Annotated in this window: 16 protein-coding genes and 4 pseudogenes; 13 read left to right on the forward strand and 7 right to left on the reverse strand. The window is 34.2% G+C overall.

Annotated elements, in window-relative coordinates:
- Positions 1–47: 47 nt before the first annotated feature.
- From AAGD50_RS02880 to AAGD50_RS02935, 12 genes and pseudogenes are all read left to right on the forward strand, one after another.
- Positions 48–1,001, forward strand: a pseudogene (locus AAGD50_RS02880) (hypothetical protein); the annotation flags it as partial.
- 4 nt (positions 1,002–1,005) lie between these two features.
- Entirely contained in the window at positions 1,006–1,209 is a 204-nt protein-coding gene (locus tag AAGD50_RS02885) for a hypothetical protein (protein ID WP_114516972.1), read from the forward strand.
- Positions 1,196–2,671 carry a hypothetical protein gene (locus AAGD50_RS02890; protein WP_264954162.1) on the forward strand — a complete coding sequence of 492 codons (1,476 nt, stop codon included), beginning with the start codon at positions 1,196–1,198 and terminating at the stop codon, positions 2,669–2,671. Before AAGD50_RS02885 ends, AAGD50_RS02890 begins: the two co-directional genes overlap by 14 nt.
- Before the next feature lie 317 nt (positions 2,672–2,988).
- Positions 2,989–4,170: a phage tail sheath subtilisin-like domain-containing protein gene (locus AAGD50_RS02895; RefSeq protein ID WP_341810104.1), complete on the forward strand. Its 1,182-nt coding sequence runs from the start codon at positions 2,989–2,991 to the stop codon at positions 4,168–4,170.
- Between the two features lie 15 nt (positions 4,171–4,185).
- Positions 4,186–4,692, forward strand: coding sequence for a phage major tail tube protein (locus AAGD50_RS02900; RefSeq protein WP_264704346.1), 507 nt, complete (start codon positions 4,186–4,188; stop codon positions 4,690–4,692).
- An 82-nt stretch (positions 4,693–4,774) separates the two neighbouring features.
- A complete protein-coding gene (locus AAGD50_RS02905; RefSeq protein ID WP_262986551.1) occupies positions 4,775–5,029 on the forward strand; it encodes a phage tail assembly protein in 255 nt (84 codons plus the stop codon).
- A 115-nt stretch (positions 5,030–5,144) separates the two neighbouring features.
- Complete coding sequence (locus AAGD50_RS02910) at positions 5,145–7,424, forward strand: phage tail tape measure protein (protein ID WP_341810105.1); 2,280 nt, start codon at positions 5,145–5,147, stop codon at positions 7,422–7,424.
- Positions 7,424–7,780, forward strand: coding sequence for a phage tail protein (locus tag AAGD50_RS02915; protein WP_213863735.1), 357 nt, complete (start codon positions 7,424–7,426; stop codon positions 7,778–7,780). Before AAGD50_RS02910 ends, AAGD50_RS02915 begins: the two co-directional genes overlap by 1 nt.
- Positions 7,777–7,986 (forward strand): tail protein X, encoded by a 210-nt coding sequence (locus AAGD50_RS02920; protein ID WP_264704344.1) that lies wholly within the window; start codon positions 7,777–7,779, stop codon positions 7,984–7,986. Before AAGD50_RS02915 ends, AAGD50_RS02920 begins: the two co-directional genes overlap by 4 nt.
- Positions 7,987–8,922 carry a contractile injection system protein, VgrG/Pvc8 family gene (locus AAGD50_RS02925; protein ID WP_341810106.1) on the forward strand — a complete coding sequence of 312 codons (936 nt, stop codon included), beginning with the start codon at positions 7,987–7,989 and terminating at the stop codon, positions 8,920–8,922. It abuts the gene before it with no gap.
- 48 nt (positions 8,923–8,970) lie between these two features.
- Positions 8,971–9,459, forward strand: coding sequence for an ankyrin repeat domain-containing protein (locus tag AAGD50_RS02930; protein WP_341810107.1), 489 nt, complete (start codon positions 8,971–8,973; stop codon positions 9,457–9,459).
- A 61-nt stretch (positions 9,460–9,520) separates the two neighbouring features.
- Positions 9,521–9,739, forward strand: coding sequence for a hypothetical protein (locus AAGD50_RS02935; RefSeq protein WP_264376279.1), 219 nt, complete (start codon positions 9,521–9,523; stop codon positions 9,737–9,739).
- Here AAGD50_RS02935 and AAGD50_RS02940 read toward each other — a convergent pair.
- Positions 9,730–10,236: pseudogene (locus AAGD50_RS02940) on the reverse strand (phospholipase D family protein); the annotation flags it as partial. The gene AAGD50_RS02935 and the pseudogene AAGD50_RS02940 sit on opposite strands and share 10 nt — an antisense overlap.
- On the opposite strand from AAGD50_RS02940, the pseudogene AAGD50_RS02945 reads away from it, so the two are divergent.
- Positions 10,235–11,164: pseudogene (locus AAGD50_RS02945) on the forward strand (patatin-like phospholipase family protein). The pseudogenes AAGD50_RS02940 and AAGD50_RS02945 sit on opposite strands and share 2 nt — an antisense overlap.
- A 78-nt stretch (positions 11,165–11,242) precedes the next feature.
- Here AAGD50_RS02945 and AAGD50_RS02950 read toward each other — a convergent pair.
- The 6 genes and pseudogenes from AAGD50_RS02950 to AAGD50_RS02975 form a co-directional block, all read right to left on the reverse strand.
- On the reverse strand, positions 11,243–11,575 hold the full coding sequence (locus AAGD50_RS02950; RefSeq protein WP_341810108.1) for a hypothetical protein: 333 nt from the start codon (positions 11,573–11,575) through the stop codon (positions 11,243–11,245).
- Between the two features lie 273 nt (positions 11,576–11,848).
- Positions 11,849–12,681 (reverse strand): IS5 family transposase gene (locus tag AAGD50_RS02955; protein WP_341809994.1). Its coding sequence is split into 2 segments (ribosomal slippage): positions 11,849–12,312 and positions 12,312–12,681, totalling 834 coding nucleotides; the frame shifts between segments, so codons are not numbered across the junction.
- A gap of 212 nt (positions 12,682–12,893) precedes the next feature.
- Positions 12,894–13,814: a helix-turn-helix domain-containing protein gene (locus AAGD50_RS02960; RefSeq protein WP_341810109.1), complete on the reverse strand. Its 921-nt coding sequence runs from the start codon at positions 13,812–13,814 to the stop codon at positions 12,894–12,896.
- 91 nt (positions 13,815–13,905) lie between these two features.
- Entirely contained in the window at positions 13,906–15,129 is a 1,224-nt protein-coding gene (locus AAGD50_RS02965; protein WP_341810110.1) for a hypothetical protein, read from the reverse strand.
- Positions 15,130–15,416: 287 nt separating this feature from the next.
- Entirely contained in the window at positions 15,417–16,085 is a 669-nt protein-coding gene (locus AAGD50_RS02970; protein WP_341810111.1) for a RadC family protein, read from the reverse strand.
- Between the two features lie 169 nt (positions 16,086–16,254).
- A pseudogene (locus tag AAGD50_RS02975) lies at positions 16,255–17,158 on the reverse strand (helix-turn-helix domain-containing protein).
- Between the last annotated feature and the right edge of the window lie 108 nt (positions 17,159–17,266).

The raw sequence follows: 17,266 nt of genomic DNA on the forward strand, positions 1-17,266 counted from the left end.
ATATTACTACTTCTTAATACTTATAAAGACTTGTTTTTAACATATAAGGTCTAGAGTTATGGTTTATAAATAGAGGCAAAAAACGTGTTGCTGTGCAGATTAGAGAAACAGCAGTGGGAATGCCCTCACAAACTGTCATTGCTGAAAGCTATATTGAGCCAAAAGATATAAAGATAGATGGCACAGCAACACGTATAGAGTGGTCACCAGTGTTTTGCCATGCAGGACAAGAGTATGCAATAGTGCTACTCACTGATGATGCAGATACTGCAGTAAAAATAGCAGAACTTGGCAAATATGATGCAGTAAATAGCCGTTGGGTAACAAGTCAACCATATCAAGTAGGAGTATTACTCTCATCAAGCAATGCAAGTACGTGGACACCGCATCAAAATTTAGATTTAACGTTTCGACTACTAGCTGCAAAATTTAGCGAAAGTTCTCACGTTATTGATCTGGGCAAAATTACTGCAAATAACGCATCAGATTTAATAGTTTTGACAAATGTTGAGAAGGTGGCATTTGATACTAATGTGGAATTTATTCTAACAGATGAAGAAGGAAAAGAAAACTTTTTGTCTGATAATTTGCCGCTCGCACTGCGTGAAAGAATAAATGGGGAATTAACGGTAAAAGCAAGCCTAAAAGGAGGGCGAGAAAAAAGTCCAGTTCTTTATCCTGGGTTACAGTTAGTTATGGGTAATCTTTCAGAGTCTGGAGATTATGTTACAAGAAGCATTACAGCAGGAGCTAACACTAAGATTACCATAACATATGATGCGCTGATACCTGGCACTGCAGATGTTAAAGCATATGTGCAAAAAAATGTGGATTGGCAATTAGTAAATTTAACATCAGGAAAACCAATTGGAGAAAGCTGGGTGGAGAGAACTCATGTACTATCAAATTTTAATGCTAATGAGACGAGGGTAAAATTGGTTTTAAGTGGAACAGTTGTCTATCGTCCTAAAGTCAAAAATCTACGAATCATTATCACTTAGCAGAATGTCAGATGATAAAACAAGCAGAGGGTATCCACTGCCTCATCCAGAGAATATTGCTGTGCAGGATGTTGTTCGTATCCGTACTACAATTAAGAAAATAGATGAAGATATCGCTAAAAGAGAGAATGAGCACAATAAGCTTAAAAAAGCATTTGAACGACTGAATTTTGAGACTTTTTTGAATTTTTGGAATGACCATTGCTAACGAAGCCATAGATGCATTGCATCAAAGAATTAAAGATTTAGCAGCAAATAGCACACCTGATCAATTAGCGTACCTTGCTAAATCATTAGAATCGATGATAGGTAAAAAAGCTATTTCTGATATTGCGCAAATGACTAAAGTAAAAGAAATAATTGATGCACTACAAGAAAGGCTTAGGGATTTAGCAGCAAATAGTACGCCAGATCAATTAGCATATCTTGCTAAAGCACTGGAATCAATAATCGACAAAAGTGCAGTTTCTGAAATTGTGCAGATGACTGATGGTAAGCTAAAAGAACTTCTTGATAGTGCAAAAAAACACTTAACTGATCTGGATAATAAAAAAGCTAGTTCTTTAGCAGTGATCTCTGAATCAGAGAAGCAGTTATTAAAGAGAATTGATGAAAAAGGAACAACAAATTTATCACTACTTGATACGAGAAAGAATGCCAATATTGCAGCAATAAACAGTGTTGGCAATGATCATAAAGATGGTCTAAAAGGTTTAGTGAATAACTTCCGTACTGTTAATGATGTGCCAAGCGGTTCATCGATTATGAGGGAGATAAGGAGCAGAGAAAATCAACTAACAACTAAGCTTAACTCTATAAATGATGTACCAAGCGGCTCATCAATCATGAAAGAAGTAAGAAATCGTCACATGATTGAACCTGGAGCATTACCTTTTTTATTTGGTGTACTAAGTAGAAAAAATAATTACTTTGGTCACGGAACTTTTACAACTGAGCTTGGTCAGTGGAGTAGTGATATAACAAAAACAGACTATATGCTACAACTACTAGCAGGTACTCACACATATGATACAAGCTATGTTAGTTTTTATCGGCCAAGACAATTGTGCTTTTTAGAGGGAAGCAAAGGTACATTTATCTATGGAGAATCATACCCAAGATTCATGTATGATGGATTTTCTGAGCAATTCAATATGCTGAAATACCCTTATGCTGCATTGGGAGTAATATTCGTAAAAAACACAAGCAATGTAGATATAAGTAAAACTATAAACTTTGTTGGATCTGCAATGTGGTATAAAGATGAAGTTAATTATGGAGGAGCAGGATTATTTATAGGTACACCTGATAAAACTAATACAAGGAAGTCAGAGATTTCGAGAATTACTTGGACACGTATTTACCAGCATGAAATTAGCAGTTCTGAATTTATTGGATCAGGTAACATAATCATTCCAGCAGGAAAAACTGTTACAGTGTTACTTTATACGTCATCTAATCTTCACTCAGAAGGTGAAAGAGTTGGTGAGACACCTGAGTTCTTTGCAAGTGAGCATACGTATAGCACAATCTATGGTCAATTTATCCAGTGGGGAATATACAATTTTCGCAGCAATTTTTTAACTACAGGGCTTGAGGTGGACGTAGAGAGGACGCTAAGAGCTTGGCAATGTCCAGGGTTAGATGCAACATATAAACTTTGGCATTAAAAAAATATATAAGTTGAAACCAAAATACTTGTATCTTTCACTACGTAAGATATTAGAGCTTAAAAACAAGCCATAGGCACCAAAGAATTTTTATTGGTAAAAAAAGTTACTATTTAACAAAAGAGTATTAAACGAAGTGAAAAGAATATTCAAGAAGACTTATTACAAAATGCGTAGTTTTCTATATTTTCTAGTTTTTGTCTTTATTTTAATAAATATACTAAATCTTAAAAAGTAGTAATCAAAAGAAAATCAAAGAGTTTTCTTAACAATTTTAAAAAGCAAGTGAAGAATTCTTTAGAAAGTTTATAATAGCTATGACAGAACAATTTTTACATGGGGTAAATGTTATTGAGGTTACCTCAGGGACAAGATCAGTGCATACAGCTAAATCATCAGTGATAGGTGTAATTGGTACTGCACCTGAAGCCGATGAGCAAAAATTTCCGCTAAATAAACCAGTGTTAATTGCAGGAAGCTTAAAAGAAGCAGCAAAGCTTGGAAAGAGTGGCAGTTTACCTTCTGCAATAAATGGAATATTGTCCCAAATTGGTGCAACAGTAGTAGTTATTCGAGTTAAAGAAAGTGAAAACAGCGATTCAAAGCTCAAAGAAAGTGAAACTATCCAAAATATAATTGGCGGTGTTGATAAAGAGACTGGAGAGTATCAAGGGATAGAGGCATTCCTCAGCAGTGAAAGTATAATTCATGTTGCTCCAAGAATATTAATTGCACCTCAATTTACTCACCAACTACCAGAAGATGGCAAAAATCCAGTGGTTGCAGCATTAATTCCTATAGCAGAAAAGCTGAGAAGCATAATAGTAGCAGATGGACCAAATACTAATGATGAAGAAGCAATAAAATGGCGAAAGAGCATCGGCAGCTCAAGAGTTTACGTCGTTGATCCATGGATTAAGTTATTTATTGAAGGAAAAGAAGAAATCTTGCCAGCAAGCCCATTTGTAGCTGGTTTAATAGCGAAAGTAGATAGCGAACAAGGATTCTGGCACTCACCTTCAAATAAAGAAATAAACGGTATTGTTGGAACAAGCAGGCCTATTGATTTTACGCTCGGTAATACAAATTGTAGAGCAAACCATTTAAATGAAAATGAAGTAACAACGATAATTCATCAAAATGGCTACAGGCTTTGGGGCAATAGAACATGTTCAGATGACTCAAAATGGGCTTTTTTATCAGTGAGGCGTACTGCAGATTTGATTAATGATAGTTTACTTCGAGCTCATTTATGGGCAGTTGATCGAAATATCACCAAAACTTACATAGATGATGTAATTGAGGGGGTGAATTCTTATTTGGCCAATTTAAAAGCGCAAGGAGCGATTATCAGTGGAAAATGTTACGCAACTCCAGAGCTCAATACACCGGCAAACATTGCAAGCGGGAAAGTGTATTTTGACTTCGAGTTTACACCACCATATCCGGCAGAACAGATTACTTTCAGGTCACATCTTGTGAGTGGTACAATATTATAAAAATGGGAGAAAGAGATGTTACCGAAGATTTTAAAAAATTTTAATGTATTCGTAGATGGTCGGGGTTATGCAGGAAAAATAGATGAAATAACCTTACCGAAGCTTACCATAAAAACTGAAGAATATAGAGCTGGTGGTATGGATATTCCAATAAATATTGACATGGGCATGGAAAAGCTTGAAGCAGATTTTACTTTTGCAGAATATGATTCAGAACTTTTTAGACTTTTTGGTTTGATAGATGGAAATTCAGTAGCTTTGACGCTCCGTGGTGGAATGCAAGGGAGTGGTAGTAACGATATTGAAGCTGTAGTAATCAATCTCAGGGGAATATTCAAAGAATTTGACTTTGGTAGCTGGAAACCTGCTGAAAAAGCCACTCTCAAATGCACTGTCGCTGCTCATTACTATAAACTTACTATAGGTGGTAATGAGTTAATAGAAATCGATGCTGAAAATATGATTAGAAAGATAAATGGTGTTGATCAGATGGCACTACTTCAAACGGTGCTTGGAATATGAAGATTTTTAGAATTCTATTTTTTAGATGTTGATCAAATAGTTACAACATTTTACAAGATTTTATTTTTTATAGGAGAATTTTATGCAAACTATAACACTAAACAACCCAATAACAGTTGATGGTATTTCTGTCTCAGAGTTATCGATGCGTGAACCTAAAGTAAGAGATTTACTTACTATAGAACGCATAGAAGGCGAAGCTTTGAAAGAGGTAGCTTTAATTGCTAATCTAGCATCTGTGCCAAAAGAAGTAGTTGAAGATTTATGTATTAAAGATTATGTAGAAATACAAAAGGTACTAAAAGATTTTTTGTCGCCGCTGGAACAGAGGAGTTAAGATTCAATATTTTAAAACTTAGCTCAACAACAGGAAGTGGAATTGAGCAAATTATTAATATGAGTATAAAAGAGTTTCTAAAGTGGTTAGAAGTAAGTGAAGGAGTAACAAAAAAATGTCAATGCTTTCAATAAAGATCGGTGCAACGTTAGATGGCAGTTTTAATAGTGCAATGACAGGTAGTACAGCAAAGCTTTCTAAGTTGGGTGATAGTATAAAGCAGCTTGATTCGTCAATGAAATCTGTTTCCAAATTTAAGCAACTAAATCATGATGCCCTTGAAGCCATGAAGAATTGGAAGGAAGCGGAGAAGAAAGCAAAAGAATCAGCTGCAGTAATTGCTAAAGAGAAGAAGGAAAAAAAAGAACCAAGCAAAGCACTGAGAAATGAATTCGAAAAATTGAAAGCATCGGCATCAAAGGCAAAAGAGGCTTATATCAAAAAGAGAGATACACTTCACACATTAAATGAAGAAATAAGGAAAAGTGGAAAGGATATTAAATCTTTAGTGAGGGATCAAACTAAACTTGGTTCATCTATTGAAGTACTTAAAGGGAAATACAGTAAATTAGGATCTGTAATACAAAAACAGCAAAATGCTCTGGCAAAAAAAGCTTATTATAGGTCACAAGTAATGGAAACTATAGGACTAGGACTTTCACTTGCAGCACCAATTAAAGTTGCGATTGACTTTGAAAGTGCTATGGCTGATGTTAAAAAAGTAGTGAGATTTGCTGAAGATGAGGCAGCTCACAATCAAGGAGCCGCAGAATTTGGTCAGACATTGAAGGAACTGTCCCATACGATACCACTGTCGGCTGCTGAGTTAGCTCAAATTGCTGCAAGTGGTGGCCAGCTTGGTATCGACAAAGATAAGCTACTTGGATTTACCACAACAGTAGCTAAAATGGCCACGGCATTCGATATGTCCGCTGAACAAGCTGGTGATTCTATAGCTAAACTTTCTAACGTTTATGGAATTGATGTTAGCAAAATGGAACACGTTGGTAATGTAATCAATCACTTATCAGATAATACTGCTGCCAAAGCAAAAGATATGGTTGAAACTCTAGCAATAGTTGGTGGTACTGCAAAACAATTTGGTCTTGACATCAAGGAAACAAGTAGTTTAGTAAATGCCTTCGTTAGTTTAGGTAAACAACCAGCAAAAGCAGGAACTGCCATAAATGCTTTACTTTCTAAGCTCCAAACTGCTGAAGGGCAAGGCAAAGAATTTAAAGCAGCATTGGAATCCATAGGCATAACTGCAGAAGAGATGTCACAAAAAATTGCTCAAAATGGTCAAGAAGCATTACTATACTTTTTTAAAACTTTAGAGAAAACAGATAAACAAGAACGTTCGCAAATTCTTCTCAACCTCTTCGGTCAAGAATATCAGGATGATATTGCACTACTAGTTGGAAGCTTAAAGAATTATAAAGATGCCATAAATCATTTAGCTGACGAGAAAAAATTTAAAAAGTCCATGCAAGAAGAGTTTAATAATCGTGCAGCAACTACAGCAAATAACTTGCGATTATTGAAGAATGCGATAGCAGAGTTAGGAATGAACCTGGGCTCAGTAATGCTACCTCCTTTAAAGTGGATAAGTAATATTCTAAGAGAGATAACTAACCTCATAGCTTGGTTTGCAGAGAAGTGTCCAATTTTGACTACAGGAGTTATGAGCATAATTTCAGCTCTTATTATTGGTAAGATTGCAGTGGTAGGTTTTGGTTATGCATTTGCATTGGCTGGAGGTGGAATATTAACTTTTAAGGCTATTTTGCAGGGAACACTTTTGCCAGTATTAACTTCGTTATCAGCTCGAGTAATTCCAGCAGTGATCATGGGACTGAAAGCTTTAACGCTAACCAATCCTATAGGAGCTGCTATTGCTGGACTATCAGTTGGTGCAGCGCTTGTAATCGCTAATTGGCAAAAGGTAAAGAACTTTTTCTCAAGTATCTGGAAATCAGTGACAAAACCTATAGAAAATTGGATTAGTGTAGAAAAATTGTTTAATGATAGTCCAATAAAAGCATTAAAGAAACCAGTAGAAGCAAAAATAGGCAGTGCAACTAGTGAAAATAGAAATGTTTTTAGTAAAGGAAATCCTTTATTAAATAATAATGCTTTTAGTGGAATTTCGAATAGTAGAACGAATATTGAAAGTGTGATTACAGAAAAAAGTTCTGCAGGAGATAATTCAGAGAAAGTTTTAAAAGACTGTGAAAAGTGTGAACAAAAAATTTTCAATCAAACTTTTACATTTAATATAAGTATAAAAGCAGAACCTAACCAAGATGTACGTAGTCTTGCTGATGCAGTAATAAAAAGAATAAGAGAAAAATCGCGAGACGTTCTATTTGATTCAATAGAACCAATTTACTAATGCTATCACTTGGTCAACATAAGTTTTCTCCAACAAGTGTAAGGTATAGTAAAGAAAATCGTTGGAGTACAATTGAGTCTATTGGTAAAATACCTTCATTACAAAATATTGGCCAAGGTACAGAAAATATAGACTTAGAAGGAATAATTTATTTCCATAATCTCAATGATTTAAATCAATTAAAAAGTATGAAAGAAGCTGAGAAAAATCAGGAACCAAGTATCTTAGTAGATAGTTTAGGAAATGTTTTGGGAAGATTTGTTATTGTGCGGTTAGAAGAAAAGCAAATGTCGTATTTTCCCTGTGGATTACCAAAAAAGGTTGAATTTAGCTTAAGTTTAAGGAGTTATGTATGACAGTACATTATATAGCACGAGAAAATGAAATGTTGGATTACATATGCTTTAAACACTATGGACATAGCTCTGGAGCAGTAGAAATAGTATTGAAGGAAAATCCTGGACTTGCGGAGTATGGAAGTTTTTTGCCTGCAGGATTAAAAATTAAGTTACCTATAATACAAGAGCAATTAAAAAAATCGAAGTTAAAAGTGTGGGAGTAAATGAAACCTGAATTTAGCATTGAAGGAATAAAAGATCCTGTAATATCGGTGCATCTTACTGATGAATCTGGTACTATAGATGATGTCGCAGAGGTATGCGTTGATTATGGCAATGAAAATGTAGAAGTTCCAAATGAATTGAACATAGTACTAGGTTATAAGGAAACGGGAATCTTTCCAATGGGTATATATACAGTCAACGAAGTTACTATACAAGGCCCACCTAAAACTCTACTAATAAAAGCTCATGCAACAAATTTAAGAATATCTTTAAAAGCAAAGGTATCAAAAGAATGGCATCAAATTACCATAGAAAACTTAGTGAAAGAAATAGCTCAAAAACATGGATATGGACATAAAGTTGCTGAGGAATTTAAGAATGTATTAATACCCCACATTAATCAGGTAGATGAAAGTGATATAAGTCTGTTAACAAAGATCGCAACAGAGCGTGAAGCAATGGCAAAATTAGCTGGTGGGTATGTATTGTTTATTTCAAAAAATATGGCAAAATCAGCCACAGGAAAAGCTTTAGGAACAACAACTATTAGACCTCAAGACACAATTAATTGGAAAGTGCATTTTACCGTACGTGATAAGTATAATTCAGTAGTAGCAAAATGGCACAGCTATGAAAAGGGCGAAACTATTAAAGAAACAGTTGGTAGTAGCGAGCCAAGTTATATTATGCTGGAACTTTACTCTAATGCAGAGTCAGCGCTGAGTGCAGCAAATGCCAAATTGAAACAATTGAAGCGTAATAATGAAACTTTAGATATAACTATGCCTGGTAATCCAGAGTTATTCGCAGAAGCTAAACTTAATCTTATAGGTTTTAATCAAGCAGTAGATGGTGAATGGATAGTTAATAGAGCGGAGCATACTCTAAATAGCTCGGGTTACCTTACTATGTTGTCAGCGTCTTTGAGTAAGTGAGATTTTATGTTAAGAGAAAGTAAGTAAATTGCTGATTTAATGCTAAACATGAGCAAGATAGCAAGAAACAGGTTTTTGTGGTTTATAGTAGCAGTAGTATGTGTTGTTATTGCGTATGACTATCAGAAATCTAAGGCTGCTGAGAAGTATCAGAAAATGTTAGAAATAGCAGCTAAGAACTGTGACTTAGAAATTATGAAATCATTAATAAAAGAAAGTAGAGATGATTCAAGTGTTAGTAAAAAGGCATTATATTATGCTTCAGAGAAAGGATGCTTAGAAATTGTTGCATTTCTATTAGATGAAGGAGTAGATATAAATATTAGTTTAGCACTACTCGGTGCTGCCAACGGTGGTCAATTAGAAGTTGTAAAACTCTTACTGAAGAGAGGAGCTAACCCTCATATTGGAGACTGGAAAGGAAGAACTGCAAAAACTATAGCTGTCAGGTTATCCTATCACGAAAGTAGTAAACCTTATAGAGAAATTGCAGATCTTCTTCATAAATCGGAAAAACAATATAAGCGAGAGCAATAAAATTGTAGTTATTTTCTCACAACACGCAGTACAAATTCTCAATAACACAAATTAAATCATTATGCAAAATCAAAAAATCCCAATTACAGTAATTATCACGTTATTAATCCAAACCGTAGCAATCATATGGTGGTTATCCAAGCTAGACTCAAGGGTACAATTTCACGATAAACTCATTGAATATGGTTTAATGGAAAAAGTGTTAGTACTTGAGGAAAGGGTAAAAAATCTTTCTGAGGAATTAGATGAATTCAAAGATAACTTAAAGTCTGGTGTATAATGCTTAGACTGCGATTGGCGATTTTTCCAATTTTTGACGTATTGTCCAACTAGTGGAGAATCTCCTGTTATGATCAGTAGGTTTTCAGCATTTCTTTGCTGAGCGGCATCTGAAAAGTTAAATGATCCGGTTATGATTTTTTGCTCATCAATAATAATTACCTTGCTATGAGCAATAGCGGGTTTAAAGTCAATCCATATCGGGATTTTGTGCTCAAATAATTCGTTAATTACACTATGTTTTGAACTAGTTTGTGATTCATCTAGAATAACCTTAATATCAACTCCACGCTTTTTAGCTTGAACCAAGGATTCAGCAATAGGCTTTGAGGTAAATTGGTATGCCTGAACCAACACGGATTTTTTAGCATGATCCACGGAATCAATTATTAGGTTGGTGCAATTTTCTCTAGGAGTGAAGCAGAATGTGGCTTTTGGGCAGGAAACACATCCCGATAAAAGCGAACAAGTTAATAAAATCAATAAATACCTAACCATGGCAAAATACATCCTTTCAGTTGACGGCGGAGGCATAAGAGGCATCATACCAGCCATAATATTAGCAGAAATAGAAAAAAGAACAAGAAGAACTATAGCTGAAATCTTTCACTTAATGGCAGGAACCTCAACCGGTGGAATTGTTATAGCAGGATTATGTAAAAAAGATAAACAAGGAAATCCCAAATATTCAGCTAGTGATTTAGTCGAGCTTTACCAAAAATAAGGGTCATATATTTTTAAATCTTCATTTTTGAGAAGATCAATATTTTCTTGGCTTAATTGCGCACAATACCCACATAAAAATATTGAATTTGTACTGGATAAATATTTTGGCGATGATATCCTTAAAAACACTTTAAGTAATGTGTTGATTACGAGTTACGATATTCACAATAACTGCCCATTTTTCTTCAAAAGCTGGAAAGAGGATAGAAATTTTATTAAATTAAGGGATGTATTAAGAGCAGCAACTGCAGCACCTACTTACTTTGCACCTAAATATCTTAAAATTAACCAAAAGGAAATGGTATTAGTGGATGGCGGGGTTTTTGCCAATAATCCTGCGGCTTGCGCATATGCAAGTGGTAAGAGGTTATTTCCTAATGATGATATTATAATTCTATCAATTGGTACTGGCAGAACAGATAGAAGTATAAGGTATTCTAACTCGAGGAAATTTGGAAAGATAGGTTGGATAAAACCGCTGTTGAACGTAATGTTTGCCTCAAGTTTAGATGCAGTAAATTACCAACTTGATCAAGTTATATCTGATAAATATATACGCATACAATCGCAACTGAAAATAGCATCACCTGACATGGATAATATTACATCAAAAAATATCAAATCTCTTCAGGAGGAGGCAAATGCAATGATAGAAGGCAATCAAAAAGTAATCGATAAATTTTGTGACATTGTATCTTAATTTACATCAAGTAAAATCTAAAGCTTTAGTTGAACCAGAAAAGTAAAATAAGCAAATTTGCCTTGTTGAGAAATCTTATTATCTTTGTGTACTACTTTCTTTTTCACTACTAAAAAATCCACATAAATGGTTAAAAACCTTTTCAATAAAAAGCTCGCTTTCCTTTCCTGTAAAAGCTTCTTTTATTTCATGCAAACTACTTGTTACCTTATTGCTATTTTTTATGACTGAGTAGCTTTCAATAGCTTGGCAAGCAGACAAAATAGTTATTGCCCCTATTATAGTTGAAATAATTATGGCAATTAAAGGTGCTATTGTTGTAAGTACTGCTGCAATTAATGAGATGCCAACACAAAACGCAATAGCTGAAATGCAAAATGCTACTGTATGTTTCCTTTCATGACTAACCATACACATCTTCTTAATAAATCTGTTAAAAGGATAACTTATTTTTTTAGTACCGTCAATATTTTTAGAAAAATTGGCATACTCAAGATAATCATTTGTGATACCAATGAATTACATTAAGCAAATTTCTATTACCTAATTTAGTTATAGCCTTTCTTGTAATAGTCTGAATGTGATAAGATATGTGTTTATGGCTATAGCAGGCCAGTAGCATATTACGGTCCGTTCGGATTATTGTGAAAAAAGCTATAAGAGCTTGTCCATAAACAAGTAAATTTAAGCATATTCTCTATTTAACATAACCTTAGTCATAGCAAGATATATAAAGTTTTCAGTAGATGTTGTAAGCAAATCATATTCTTTTGATAACCTCCTGTTCCTATTGATCCAAGCAAAAGTCCTTTCTACAACCCACCTTCTCGGCTGAACTTTAAATCCAGGATCCCGTTGTGGCAATAGTTCTAGTGGTGTGTCTTTATGCACCCAAAATCTGCATGGAGGCCTTTTAATAATCTCAATTTCTATGTCATATTCTCTCTTTATGTGAGCCTTTAAATCTTTTCCTTGATACCCCATATCAGCCCACATTTTCCTAACATTAGCATATTTTTTCTTCATGTTATCTAATGCTATTTTTATACCATCTCTGTCATTCTCATTGGCAGCTCCTACATAGCAACCAAGCACAAAGCCCTGTGTATCGGTAACTATATGCCTCTTTCTACCTTTGACTTTTTTGCCTCCATCATAACCTTTGACCCCCCTTTTTCCGTTGTCTTTACTGATTGGCTGTCAACTATACACGCACTTGGCTCTTCATTCCTACCAATTTTTGCCCTGCTATACTTGGTGATTTCATAATTTATCTTTTCAAAAATTCCTTGTTTTTTCCATCTCCTGAACTGCTCATGCACAGCCTTCCATGGTGGAAAATCATGAGGTAAGTAGCGCCACTGACACCCTGTGCGTAGTACATAAAAAATTGCATTTAACATCTCGCGTTTACTGTATTTTGGTGGCCTTCCTCCTTTTTCATATGACACCTTAAAGTGCCTTTCTATCAAAACCCACTCTCTATCTTTTAAATCTGTTGGATACTTTTTTCTCATCTTTACTCCCTGTTGAATCTAGTATTTTTATACTAATTCTTTGGTTTATGGACAAGCTCTAATTCACTTCAATCTATTTGAACATTATATATTAAGTACAGAAGCACAAGAATTTCATTCAGTAATTTAGATATATTAAATATACAACTATTTTATTGATATTTTAATGTATTATTTATGAGTCAGTAAGCTACTGCAGTTTTTAACCCAGGCTAAGTTTTGAAAGCATAATTTTCAAGCTCCTCAATAGATAAATCTGTTATCTTAGAAATAGCATCAATAGAAACGTCCAACATACGTAAATTATTTGCAACTTTTATTGCCTCTGCTTTATAAATCTTTTCTTTGTAAATTTGCTTTCTTTGCGATAAAAATTCTACCCATGTATCCAGCTCATCTCGTGATTCTTGATTGTCAATCTTTTTAGACTCTCTCACCCAACTTAATAGCTCGTTTTCTGCTTTATAATTATCTTCTTCTTTCTTCACTAGATCTTCAGGATTAACTGATAACTTTTCTGCTATTTCCCATAATCTTTCACTTAAAATGGTAACACTACCTTGTTCATAGTGATGTATCTGTGAGGGTCCTATATCTAGCTTTTTTGCTAATTCTTCTTGAGTATACCCTCTTATTATTCTCCATTTTTTTATCTCTTGTCCCTCGTTTTGATGCTCAGAGCCTTTTTTCTCATCATATTCATCAGTTGATAAACCAGTTGCTCGATAGATAATATCATTATCAAACCCCACTTTCGCTAAGTTCTTGGCCATGCTTACCCTTGCAGCTTTTACATTATTTTCCTCTTCAGCTTGAATAAACCCAGTTAAATCGCGAATCAACTTGCATGACTCTTGTCCCTTTATTTTTGCTATCATCCATTCTTTGTTAAAAGAACAATTTTCTCTCAGTACTTTTTGTCTAGGAAATAAGCTGCCAACATGAACTGATAATGCTTCCGCTATGACTTTTAATTTTTTAGTTGGAATGCCACATGCCCCTTGCTCATATCTTAGTAATGTATGATATTTTATACCTGTTTTCTCTACTAAATCTTTTAGGGTATACTTTTGTTTTAGCCTCCAGCTTCTTACTTTTTGTGCTATTTTGTATCTTATAGAGATATTTGCCATATCGTAACAATTTTACCGAAATAAACATCTGTTAGAAAGCCTTTTTCAATTTTATGGTTGTAAGTAAGAAGGGAAGAAAACCTCCCTTCGTTTAAAGTTTCCGAGAAGTTTCTTTACTACCTCCACATACCTTATCAACCCACGATAATGTTTCGCTATTACTAATTGTCTTTTCAACCTTATCTTTACTCCACTTGCCACTCCTAGGAAAACTTCCTTTTTCTACTGCTTCTGTGACTGTCATTCCTCCAAAAAAACACCCTTTTCCTATAGTTTCCCCTTTTTTTTGTAGCTCAGACCACATTTCTTTATCTGCTACTCTGACCTCTACTTTATCTCTATTATGGTATATTACAATTTTTAGGCTACCAATACTTGTAGGAAATGTTATCTCAAAAGCACTATTATCAGACACATCAACGTAATTCCTCTCACCTTCTTTTTCACTTCTAACTTCAACCTTACTATTTCCTATTTCTATTACATCACCTCCTAATTTTACCTCTCCTGTGGTTAACCCTAAATTTCTTGTACCTTCCAATACTCTTGCAATATTTACCTTACTATTCTCAGAAAATTTCATAAAAAACGTCTGATTATCCATTTCCACGTCTTCTATGATTCCTTCATTTTCAATAGCACTTTCACCTATTTCTCTCAGTTCTTTAAGCCACTCATCTATCTGTGGACGAATCTCTTGATACAGTTTGTTATGCATCTCACTTATTCCCTTATCCTGCAATAGATCGTAACTGAATATTGCTCCATTTAGCATCAATTCACATATTATGTCTTCCTTCTCATTTTTTTTGCATTTGATCGAAGATACTTTCGATATTACTGTATCAGCAAAACTCTTCTGTCCTTCGCTATACGCATTTATCCTGATTCCAGCACTTAGTGCTTGGTCTATAGTCTTGTTCAGTTCTTCTACGCTTTTTGCCTTTACCACTCTACTTTTAAACCACCTCAATTCTGCATTTTCACTTGCACTTGGCTCTATCTTGCTTAAAGATGGAATAAACGGATTTTGACGATTTGAAGATTTTTTGTTATAAACCTCACGTCCTTCTCCAAGATTGATTGATTTTTCAGAAACATCGCTAGGGGAAGGCACACCTTCAGGATTCTCAAACCTGCTTTTATCATCAAATATTTTCGGATCAGTCTCGTCTACAAATATAGGCTGCTGATTTTTTTTGCCAGTACGCCTAATAGCACTATATAGTCCTTTTGGTAACTTTTTAGAATCAATGATTAACTCATAAGTATTTCCATCCATATCATCAAATGATACTGTTTTTTTAGTAGTCATATACCCTCCTATATTAAGCATATTATTCAAGTCTATAGAGCAATTTATTGCTTTACGATTAACTTAATACGCAAATTATAAAAAGATCTTGTATATTCTGCAACTATTTATAATAAAAGAATAGCTTTATCAGGACTTTCATTCTTTAACTACAACTTAATATACAAACTATACAAAGATCTTTTATATTTTGTAATTCTCCAATACAGATTCTTGACTAAGTCTTTTTGCTACTTGATTTTATATTTCATTGTGTAGCCAAACTTCTCAAGCAATTGAAATTTGGTTTATAACAGCTCTCTTTCCTTAAAACTGCAATATCCTTTGTCTGTCATAATAATGTGATCCTCTAGCTCAATTCCCACTCCTTGACACGCTGACACTAATTCTCTAGTCATTACCTTATCATCTTCTGATGGCTCTAAACTTCCTCCTGGATGATTATGGGATAATATTATCGATGCTGCTTCCATTGATAATGCCTTTTTTACCACTTTCCTTTCAGACAGGTGTACTTCATCTATTGTACCAAAATACACTTCGTCTCTTATCAAACGGTTCTGTTTATCCAAATATATTATCTGGACAGCCTCTTTTGCTGAAAAGCCTATATTTACCCTTACATACTCTATCAGCTTTTCTTGGCTATCCATTACTGGGCCTCTCTTTAATCCTTCTCTGAGTGCTCTTTTATAAGCTTCTTTTACACATTCAATTGCTGCAGCTGCATGTTCGGTCATTCCTTCTATCATTTTCAGATCATCGATTTCTCGTCCCAAAATTTCTCCTATTCCTGGGCAGTTATCCATTAGAGTTTTAGTAACATCTTGTGCTTGCTTTCTGTCATGAACTGCTCCTAGAAGCACTGCCATTATTTCGCGATCAAATAAAGCACTTCCTCCTCCGCTCTGTAGTACTCTCTCTATTTCTTCTGTAAGTTTTTCACTATTATTCATAAAATATACTCCTCGTTAATAACAAATTGTTTTTAATTATTTACTGCTGTTTTTTATCAGCATTGGCATAGAGCCATAGCTTTCGAGTGAAGTCAAATCAATTTTTCAATCTTTTTTACTTATTTTTTCATCAAGAAGTGAAAATATTAATATATAATGATTTTTTATTTTAAATTTGTTGAATTTCGTTCAAAGAGATGCCTACCGCTTGCAAAATAATGTTGATTGGAATTCCTCCTTTTACTAAATCCTTTGCAATTTTGATCTTTTCTGCTCTTTCCACTTTTTCTTCGCAAATTTGTATGCTTTCAAACAGAGATTTTATTAGCGCATAGCGTAATTCTTGACTCTCAATTTTTTTGTATTCTTTTATTAAATCAGGTAGCTCATTTTCTACTATCTCATCTTCCTCTATGAGCAGATCTGTAATGCTAATTGATAATGTTTCTGCTATTGCATATAATTTTTCCAGTGGAATGGCCACACGTCCTTGCTCATAGTTGCTTATTTCATCACGTGTTGTACTCATTTTTTCTGCTAAATCCTTCTGAGTATATTCCCGTCCATTCTTTTATCTTTTTTCCTATTTTGTAGTAGATAGAATCCGTTTTTTCTTCAACACATTCATCAGCAGATAGACCAATTGTTTTTGAAACAGTATCAACAAAAACTCCTGCTTTAACCATAGCTTTTGCAATTTTTATTCTCTCCGTTTTTTTACTATTTTTCTCATTAACTTGGACAAATTTGGTTAGCAAACAAAACATTCTACGTAACTCCTGATCGTTAATCTTCTTATATTTTCTTATTAGGTTTAATATTTCCTTTCCCTCATCTTCAAGGCAGATTTTTTCATTTGATACAGGAATGAGATCTACAATACCAATTGATAACGCTTCTGCTATAGCATATATCTTCTCAATCGAAATTTTACGTGTTCCTTTTTCATATTGTAGTACTATTTGATATGTTACACCGATTTTTCCCGCTAAACCTTTTTGAGTATAACCTCGCTTTAACCTCCAGCTCCTTACTTTTTGTGCTATTTGATACCTTATCGAGATATTTGCCATAAATATTATACAAGTTAATACTACCAAATAAAGATATACAAAATGTTTGCATTTTAGTTGAATATTTCTTCACAATTGTGTATAATTATTAATGCTTTTTAGGTTAAT

Source organism: Wolbachia endosymbiont (group A) of Apotomis capreana (assembly GCF_964027025.1).
Lineage (GTDB): Bacteria > Pseudomonadota > Alphaproteobacteria > Rickettsiales > Anaplasmataceae > Wolbachia > Wolbachia pipientis.

Bases quoted from the DNA above. Each gene is read 5' to 3' on its own strand.
- AAGD50_RS02885 (WP_114516972.1), top strand. From the start codon at position 1,006: ATGTCAGATGATAAAACAAGCAGAGGGTATCCACTGCCTCATCCAGAG.
- AAGD50_RS02890 (WP_264954162.1), top strand. From the start codon at position 1,196: ATGACCATTGCTAACGAAGCCATAGATGCATTGCATCAAAGAATTAAA.
- AAGD50_RS02895 (WP_341810104.1), top strand. From the start codon at position 2,989: ATGACAGAACAATTTTTACATGGGGTAAATGTTATTGAGGTTACCTCA.
- AAGD50_RS02900 (WP_264704346.1), top strand. From the start codon at position 4,186: ATGTTACCGAAGATTTTAAAAAATTTTAATGTATTCGTAGATGGTCGG.
- AAGD50_RS02905 (WP_262986551.1), top strand. From the start codon at position 4,775: ATGCAAACTATAACACTAAACAACCCAATAACAGTTGATGGTATTTCT.
- AAGD50_RS02910 (WP_341810105.1), top strand. From the start codon at position 5,145: ATGTCAATGCTTTCAATAAAGATCGGTGCAACGTTAGATGGCAGTTTT.
- AAGD50_RS02915 (WP_213863735.1), top strand. From the start codon at position 7,424: ATGCTATCACTTGGTCAACATAAGTTTTCTCCAACAAGTGTAAGGTAT.
- AAGD50_RS02920 (WP_264704344.1), top strand. From the start codon at position 7,777: ATGACAGTACATTATATAGCACGAGAAAATGAAATGTTGGATTACATA.
- AAGD50_RS02925 (WP_341810106.1), top strand. From the start codon at position 7,987: ATGAAACCTGAATTTAGCATTGAAGGAATAAAAGATCCTGTAATATCG.
- AAGD50_RS02930 (WP_341810107.1), top strand. From the start codon at position 8,971: ATGAGCAAGATAGCAAGAAACAGGTTTTTGTGGTTTATAGTAGCAGTA.
- AAGD50_RS02935 (WP_264376279.1), top strand. From the start codon at position 9,521: ATGCAAAATCAAAAAATCCCAATTACAGTAATTATCACGTTATTAATC.
- AAGD50_RS02950 (WP_341810108.1), bottom strand. From the start codon at position 11,575: ATGGTTAGTCATGAAAGGAAACATACAGTAGCATTTTGCATTTCAGCT.
- AAGD50_RS02960 (WP_341810109.1), bottom strand. From the start codon at position 13,814: ATGGCAAATATCTCTATAAGATACAAAATAGCACAAAAAGTAAGAAGC.
- AAGD50_RS02965 (WP_341810110.1), bottom strand. From the start codon at position 15,129: ATGACTACTAAAAAAACAGTATCATTTGATGATATGGATGGAAATACT.
- AAGD50_RS02970 (WP_341810111.1), bottom strand. From the start codon at position 16,085: ATGAATAATAGTGAAAAACTTACAGAAGAAATAGAGAGAGTACTACAG.